Origin of the sequence: Nocardia carnea (genome assembly GCF_029868325.1) — a bacterium.
In the GTDB taxonomy this organism is placed as follows: domain Bacteria; phylum Actinomycetota; class Actinomycetes; order Mycobacteriales; family Mycobacteriaceae; genus Nocardia; species Nocardia carnea_C.
In genome coordinates, this window is record NZ_JARWNW010000105.1 from 1 (window position 1) to 6766 (window position 6766).

Genomic DNA, 6766 nt, shown 5'->3' on the forward strand with positions numbered 1-6766 from the left:
CGCGGCGAGCAATGCGTCGGTTTTGGCGACGCTGCGATTGTGCAGGGCCACGGTGTATCCGTGCTTGGCGAAGTTACGGGCGATATTGCTGCCCATCACCGCCAGGCCGGTGACCCCGATCTGGGCACGCGCTGTGGAGGACGCCATGAACCTGCTCTTTCCTTCGACAGTTTTCTGTTCCGGCCGGTCGCGCCGCGTCCGCGAACAGGTGCGGTTCGCTCGCGAGCACGGCTGACTGCCTCTGTTCTTTTCTACCGGGTGGCTTCCGGCCCGCGCGCGCGGACCCGCCGATGCCGGCCCGGTACCCCCGAACCGTAGCCGGTCGGGGACCGGTGAGCCGGCGTCGGCGGGTATCGGGCATCCGGTGCCACCCGCGCGCTGCGTGCCGGGCTCGGCTCCCGCACAAGGGAATTGGTGCAAGCGACCGAAACGTCGGCGGACGGTGCGGCGCCCCGAGAACGGGTACAAGGGAGAAGTGCGGTGGAAATATCTGTTCGCGGTAGCGAGTGCGGCGCTCGTCGCCGCCGTAGCACTGTTCGTCCCGGCTCCGGCGGCGGCCGCGCCGGGCCCACGGGTAGATGCGGAACGGCCGCTCGGCGGGCGCGCCGTCCAGCTGGAGGTGTTCTCCCCGGCGATGAACACGGTGATCAGCAACCGGGTCATCCCGGCGGCCGGCGGCGGGCCCGCTCCCACGATCTACCTGCTCACCGGTATCGGGGGCGGAACCGACGGCATCTCCTGGTGGGACGATACCGATGTCCGGCAGTTCTTCGCCGACAAGAATGTGAACGTGGTGATGCCGATCGGCGGCGCGTACACCATGTACACCGATTGGCTCACCGACGATCCGGCGCTCGGCCGTGCCCGCTGGCAGACCTACCTCACCGCGGAACTCCCCGCGGTGGTGGATGCCCGGTTCGCGACCACCGGCCGGAATGCGATTGCCGGTGTGTCCATGAGCGGGGGTTCGGCGGTGGACCTGGCGATTCAGGCGCCCGGCCGTTATCAGGCGGTCGCCTCCTACAGCGGTTGCCCCTGGTCCGCGGATGCGGCCGGGGTAGCGATGGTCGGCGCGCAGGTGCTGCGCGGCGGCGGTAACCCCGGCAATATGTGGGGCGCGCCCGGCGGTCCCGGATGGCAGGCGCACGACGCCTTCCGGCACGCCGCGCGGCTCGCGGGTAAAACGGTATACCTGTCTGCCGCCTCAGGGATCCCGGGCAGCATCGACCGCGGCTGGGGGTTCCCGCCCGTCGAAGCCGTCGCTAGTGCCTGTACCTCGGCCTTCGCCGGCCGTCTGGCCCAACTCGGGGTCGGCGCCGTTCATATCGACCGCCCGGCCGGAGCACACACCTGGGGACAGTTCGAATACGACCTGCACGATTCCTGGCCTCATCTCGCGCGCGCCCTGGGGGCGTGAGTGCGGGGCGGCGGAATCGGATGGGTAGCCGGAGCCGCGCGGTTCGGCGACACCGGGCCGTGCGCGCACCGATCGGCGATCATGATCGTATGAAGCAATTGCGGTGCACCTACTGCGCCGGAACGGAACTGGAACCAGGCTTCCTGGAGGATCGCGGGGAAGGATCCGGCGGGCATGTGCGCTGGATCGAAGGCGCACTGGAACGCGGAATCTTCGGCGGTGCCAAACGCTTGGGCAGGCCTCGGCGTGCGGTCGACACGTACCGGTGCGTGCGCTGCGGTCACCTCGAGATGTTCGCCCGCGCCGAACGCGAGTAGCGCTCGGCAGCAACCGGGGGGCCACGATAATCGTGTTCGTCGCAGGCCACGAGCGGAATCCGTATATCCCTCGGGGCCGGGGCCGCCCGGATGACGGTGCGGAGAGTGGCCGATAGCGGGCAAGGGCATTGGGAGGAGCTGCCGAACAGGGTTCGGAGTATGGCGTCTGGGGCCCGGATGCACCAGGATGGACGGCATCGGGGACGTATGGGCGGGGACAGGACCGGGGTTATGAGAGTGGACGTCAGGCGAAACAGGGCCGTGCGTCGCATGGCCGGGCACGGCGGGCGGGGAGTGCGATGATCGCCGCGGGCTGGGATCGATTCCGGCTGTTCAATATCGGTGATCTGCTGATCCACCGGGGCCGGTCGCTCATGTCGCTGATCGTGATGGCCGTATCGGCGGCGCTGCTGGTCGCGGTGTTCAGTATTTCCGGTTCGGTCACCGGTTCGGTGGACAAACTCGTCGCCGGTCTCGGCGGCGAGGCCCAGCTCGAGATCAGCGGTATCACCGATGCCGGGTTCGGCCAGGATCTGCTGGGCGCGGTATCGGCGACCCCGGGGGTGCAGACGGCGGTACCTATGCTGCGGGCGCAGACCGGTGCCGACGCGGACCGGGCGCTGCTGGTGGGGGCGGACGCCCGGATCGCCGAACTGGGCAGTTCGCTCACCGGATCGCTGGGCGCGGACGCCGCGAAACTGCTGACCGTTCCCAACGGCGTGCTGACCGGCGCGGCCATGGGATACCGGGAGGGCGAGACCTTCCCGCTCGGCTCCGGCACCGCGACCGTGGCGGGGATACTCGACACCGACGGCGCCGGGCAGCTCAACGGCGGATACCTGATCGCCACCACCTTGGCGACCGCACAGAAACTCACCGGCCGCACCGGGCAACTCGATTCCATCCAGATCATCGCCGAACCCGGTACCGATATCGAACGGCTGCGTACCGCCCTGACCGATACCGTCGCCGGCCGGGCGGTGGTCGCCGACCCGGGCCTGCGCGCCGCCCAGGCGGGCGGTGCGGTGATGATCATCCGCTACTCCACCCTGATGGCCGCCGCGGCAGCGCTGGTGGTCTCGGCCTTCCTGATCTACAACGCGATGGCCATGGCGATCGCCCAGCGGCGCCCCACACTGTCGCTGCTGCGGGCGATCGGCGGCCGCCGCGCACCGATGGTGCGCGATCTGCTGGCCGAGGCGGTGCTGGTCGGGATACTCGGCGGCATCCTCGGCGCGGGCGCGGGGATCCTCATGGGGCGGATCGCCATCGACCGGCTACCCGCCGCCATCCTGCAATCGGTGGAGGCCCGCACCGAATATCAGCTGCCCGGCTATGCGGTCCCCGTCGCCATCGCGTTGTGTGTGCTGGCCAGTGTGACGGCCTCGGCGTTCGCGGCCCGTTCCGTATACCGGGTCCAGCCGATCGAGGCGCTGGTACCGGTGGGCGCCGCGGCCGCCGATACCGTGCGCCCGGCGTGGCGCTGGGCGGCGGTGCTCCTCGGCCTGTTCATGGTGGGCGCCGCGATCTACCTCGCCGAAACCGATTTCGGGATATGGTCGCTGGCCTCGATCTCACTGTCCTTCGGTGCCGCGATCGTGCTGTGCTTCGCGGCGACCGGCCCGATCGTGCGTACGGCCGGTGCGATCGCCCGGCTGTTCGGTGGTCCGGGCGCCTTGGGCGCCACCACTCTCGAACGCGCGCCGCGGCGGGTGTGGGCCACCGCGATGACGGTGCTGATCGGGGTGGCAGCCGTGGTGTCCACCGGCAGCGCGACCCGCAATGTGGTCGATTCGGCCGGGGCCAGTTTCGAAAATCTGGCCGCGACCGACTTCTGGGTCACCCCGGGTTCCATGGCCCAGTTCCCGACCGGCCCGCTGCTCCCCGACGGCCTCGAGGAACGACTCGAAGCGCTCCCCGGTGTCGCGGCGGTGAATCCGGCGCAGCTGGCGTTCGCCAGTGTCGGCGCCGGGCGGGTCCTGCTGCAAGGGTTCCCGTCGGGCTCCGACAATACGAGGCTGAGCTCGGAGATCAGCCCGGAAACCGCACGCCTGCTGGTGACCGGTCACGGCGTGGTGGTCTCCCGGGATGTCGCCCGGTCATTGCGGGTCACCGCGGGGGACACCCTCACTCTGCCGACCCCGACGGGCCGCCATGAAGTCCGGGTATTGCAGGTGATCCCGTACTTCTCCGCCATCGCCGGCGTGATCATGATGGATCTCGACCGGATGCGCGGCTGGTATCAACGCCCGGGTGAGACAACCCTGGCCGTGGACCTGGCCCCCGGCACCGACCCCGAAACCGTCCGCGCCGAACTCCGGCGGGCGGTGCCGCCCGAGCTCTATATCGATTCCGGCCGGGAAGCCGTCGCCGCCACCTCCGCGAGCCTGCGCCAGGGAACCGCGCTGGCGACGAATATTCTCTGGATCGTCGTACTGGTGGCGACCATCGCGCTGCTGAACACCCTGATGCTGTCGGTACTGGACCGCCGCCGCGAGATCGGGGTGTTGCGGGCGATGGGGACCAGCCGCCGTTTCCTGCTGCGGTCGGTATTGGCGGAGGCCGCCGGGATCGGGCTGATCGGCGCGGTGCTCGGCCTGCTCGTCGGTGCCGCGGTGCAGTATCTGTCCGCGATCGCCATCGGCCATGCGATGACCATCGACGTCGTCTACGAACCGAGTCCGCTGCTGGTGGTCTACGGGGTGGTCGCCCTGCTGCTGGCGCTGCTCGGTTCCGTTCCGCCGGCCCTGCGGGCGGCGCGGATGCCGATCGTCGAAGCCCTCGCGGTGGATTGAGGTCCGGCCTACCCGCGGTCGGCCGCGGCCGCCTGGATGATCCCGCCGAGCGTGTCCAGATAACGCCGCACCGAATCGTGGGCGACCGGAGTATCCGGGTAGATCACGCTGATCGTGGTTTCCGACGGTAACCGGTTGACCCAGACGAGGGCTTCCTCGCTGGCCGCGCGATTACCGTACAGACCGCTGCGGGCGATATCGAAGAACTCGCTACCGGCGAAATCGCGGGCGTCGACGTAGGAGATCATCGGGTTGGACCAGTTCGGTCCGACCGCGATTCCGCTATCGGCCGGTGCCAGCTCGAGCACCCGGTGGATAGGTGTGGTTTTCAGCCGCATTCCGTTCTCGTAGGCCCGCTGGGCCCGCGCCACCGTCCGTTCGAACGTGGCACGGATCCCGATCGGGAACGCGACCGGAACCAGGGCCACATACCAGCCGATGGAGGCCATCTCCTCGAACGTGGACCGGGTGTTGAGCGGTGTGATGCCGAAGTAGTAGTCGCTGCCGGCGAGTTCGCGTTCGGCCAGCGCCGCCGCGGCGAACACCCCGCCGGCGAACTCGCCGCCGTTGTCCCGGCAGACCTTCTCGAAACGAGCCGCGGCATCCTCGTCGAACAATCTCACCGTGCAATGCGCGCTGTGCTGTGTATCGCCGTCCCGCACACCGAGGTCCAGCGGGAACGACGGCAGTTCGCCGTCGTTGCCGCGCAGCAACCGCAACCATGTGCCGACCTCGGGGGAAGCGAGCGACAGCCGCGCCGAGGCGGCGCGTTCGCGGGCGCAGTACTCGGTGTAGCTGGCGGGCTCGAGGAGGGGAGGTGCCTGGTCCCACGCGTGTTTCGCGTACAGGCAGGCCAGTTCGAACGACGAGATGTGCTGGCCCACACCGTCGGTGTGCAGGTGATCGATCGCCATGAACACTGTGGTGGACTCGCCGTGTTCGACGGCCCAGAAGGTGAAACAGTCCCACCGGGTGGGGGCGGGGGTGCGCGCCTGCGCGAGCTCCCGGATCGCGGCAGCGTCGGTGAGTGGGCCGTGGTCGACGGGCGCGAATTCGATCTCGTCGGGTTCCATGAGGTGCCGCCGCAGTGCGCCGTCCGGTCCGAGGGCGAACCAGCTGCGGAAAGTATCGTGCCGGGTGAGGAACTCGTTGACCGCCCGGGTCATCGCCGCACGGTCGAGCACGGCCGGGACCTCCGCGGTGACCAGGCATAACCCGGAACCCCGGCAGTCGGTGCCGGGAGTGCGATGCGCCTGGCGCAGATAGTGCTCCTGCTGATGCGACGGTGGCGCACTGTGCGCCGGTGCCGCGGCGGCAGCGGCCCGCGCGGCGGGGGTCGCCTCCCAGCTCACCACGCGTCCGGGTGCGGGATTCCATTCGTCGATGAGTCCGAAATCGACCATCTCGTGTTCCTCAGTTCACCGCCGGCGCGCGTGCCGAAGCGGAATCGTCCGGCGGGGCCGGTTCGGGAAGGGCCAGCGTGACGGCGGCCAGCACCAGCGCGACCACCGCGATCGCCGACAGCATCACGGTGCTGCCGCCGAGCGTATGGGCGCGGAAGAATACCGTCGCCAGCAGTGCGAGACCGACGCCGTTGCCGACCTGCTCGATGGTGGGTACCAGCCCGGAGGCCTCGGCCAGCTGCGCATCGTCGAGACCGGACAGCATGAGGGGTTGCAGCGGTACCGCGAAAACCCCGGCGCCGAACCCGCACAGGAAAACCGGTGCGGCGCACAGCAACATATTCACCTGCCCGCCGGTGATGTTCACATACGCCACCCCCATGAGCACACAGGCCGCGTACAGCACCAGACCACCCGCCAGCACCCGCACGCCCCACCGTTTCACCAGGATCGGCGACAGCAGGGCGCCGGCGCCGGCGCCGAGTGCGAACGGCGTCATCGCGATCCCGGTGCGCAGCGGCGAGAACTCCAGCACATCCTGCAGGGTGATGGAGATGGCGAAGACGAAGGCGGTGAACATTCCGAAGAAACCGGTGATCGCGATCGAGCCGCCCCCGCAAACCCGGGCGGCGGACAAAAACAACCCCCCCACCGCCCCCCGATACCCCCCCGGGGCGGGCCCGAGTGGGGGGCGGGGTGGCCCCGCCCCCCCCCCCCCTGGGAAAAGCGGAAAAACCCACACCGGGGGCCCCCGCGCGAAAAAAACCCCAAAAAACACGGGGTTTGTGTTTGGGCAGAACCAAAGGGGGTAAAAAAACAAAAAACCACGGATAG

The 6766-nt window shown here is 69.2% G+C and carries 6 protein-coding genes; 3 read left to right on the forward strand and 3 right to left on the reverse strand.

Going from position 1 to position 6766, the window contains the following annotated elements; genetic code table 11:
* A partial coding sequence (locus tag QH196_RS07290) for an NAD(P)-binding domain-containing protein (RefSeq protein WP_280414990.1) occupies positions 1 to 147 on the reverse strand: 147 nt, incomplete at its 3' end.
* 328 nt (positions 148 to 475) lie between these two features.
* Here QH196_RS07290 and QH196_RS07295 point away from each other — a divergent pair.
* From QH196_RS07295 to QH196_RS07305, 3 genes are all read left to right on the forward strand, one after another.
* Positions 476 to 1417: an alpha/beta hydrolase gene (locus tag QH196_RS07295; protein WP_280414985.1), complete on the forward strand. Its 942-nt coding sequence runs from the start codon at positions 476 to 478 to the stop codon at positions 1415 to 1417.
* Positions 1418 to 1506: 89 nt separating this feature from the next.
* Complete coding sequence (locus tag QH196_RS07300) at positions 1507 to 1734, forward strand: hypothetical protein (protein ID WP_280414986.1); 228 nt, start codon at positions 1507 to 1509, stop codon at positions 1732 to 1734.
* A 299-nt stretch (positions 1735 to 2033) separates the two neighbouring features.
* On the forward strand, positions 2034 to 4529 hold the full coding sequence (locus QH196_RS07305) for an ABC transporter permease (protein ID WP_280414987.1): 2496 nt from the start codon (positions 2034 to 2036) through the stop codon (positions 4527 to 4529).
* Positions 4530 to 4537: 8 nt separating this feature from the next.
* Here QH196_RS07305 and QH196_RS07310 read toward each other — a convergent pair whose 3' ends face one another.
* Together QH196_RS07310 and QH196_RS07315 are read right to left on the reverse strand one after the other, a co-directional pair.
* Complete coding sequence (locus QH196_RS07310) at positions 4538 to 5932, reverse strand: condensation domain-containing protein (protein WP_280414988.1); 1395 nt, start codon at positions 5930 to 5932, stop codon at positions 4538 to 4540.
* A gap of 10 nt (positions 5933 to 5942) precedes the next feature.
* On the reverse strand, positions 5943 to 6575 hold the full coding sequence (locus QH196_RS07315; protein WP_280414989.1) for an MFS transporter: 633 nt from the start codon (positions 6573 to 6575) through the stop codon (positions 5943 to 5945).
* Between the last annotated feature and the right edge of the window lie 191 nt (positions 6576 to 6766).

Bases quoted from the DNA above. Each gene is read 5' to 3' on its own strand.
- QH196_RS07300 (WP_280414986.1), top strand. From the start codon at position 1,507: ATGAAGCAATTGCGGTGCACCTACTGCGCCGGAACGGAACTGGAACCA.
- QH196_RS07305 (WP_280414987.1), top strand. From the start codon at position 2,034: ATGATCGCCGCGGGCTGGGATCGATTCCGGCTGTTCAATATCGGTGAT.
- QH196_RS07310 (WP_280414988.1), bottom strand. From the start codon at position 5,932: ATGGTCGATTTCGGACTCATCGACGAATGGAATCCCGCACCCGGACGC.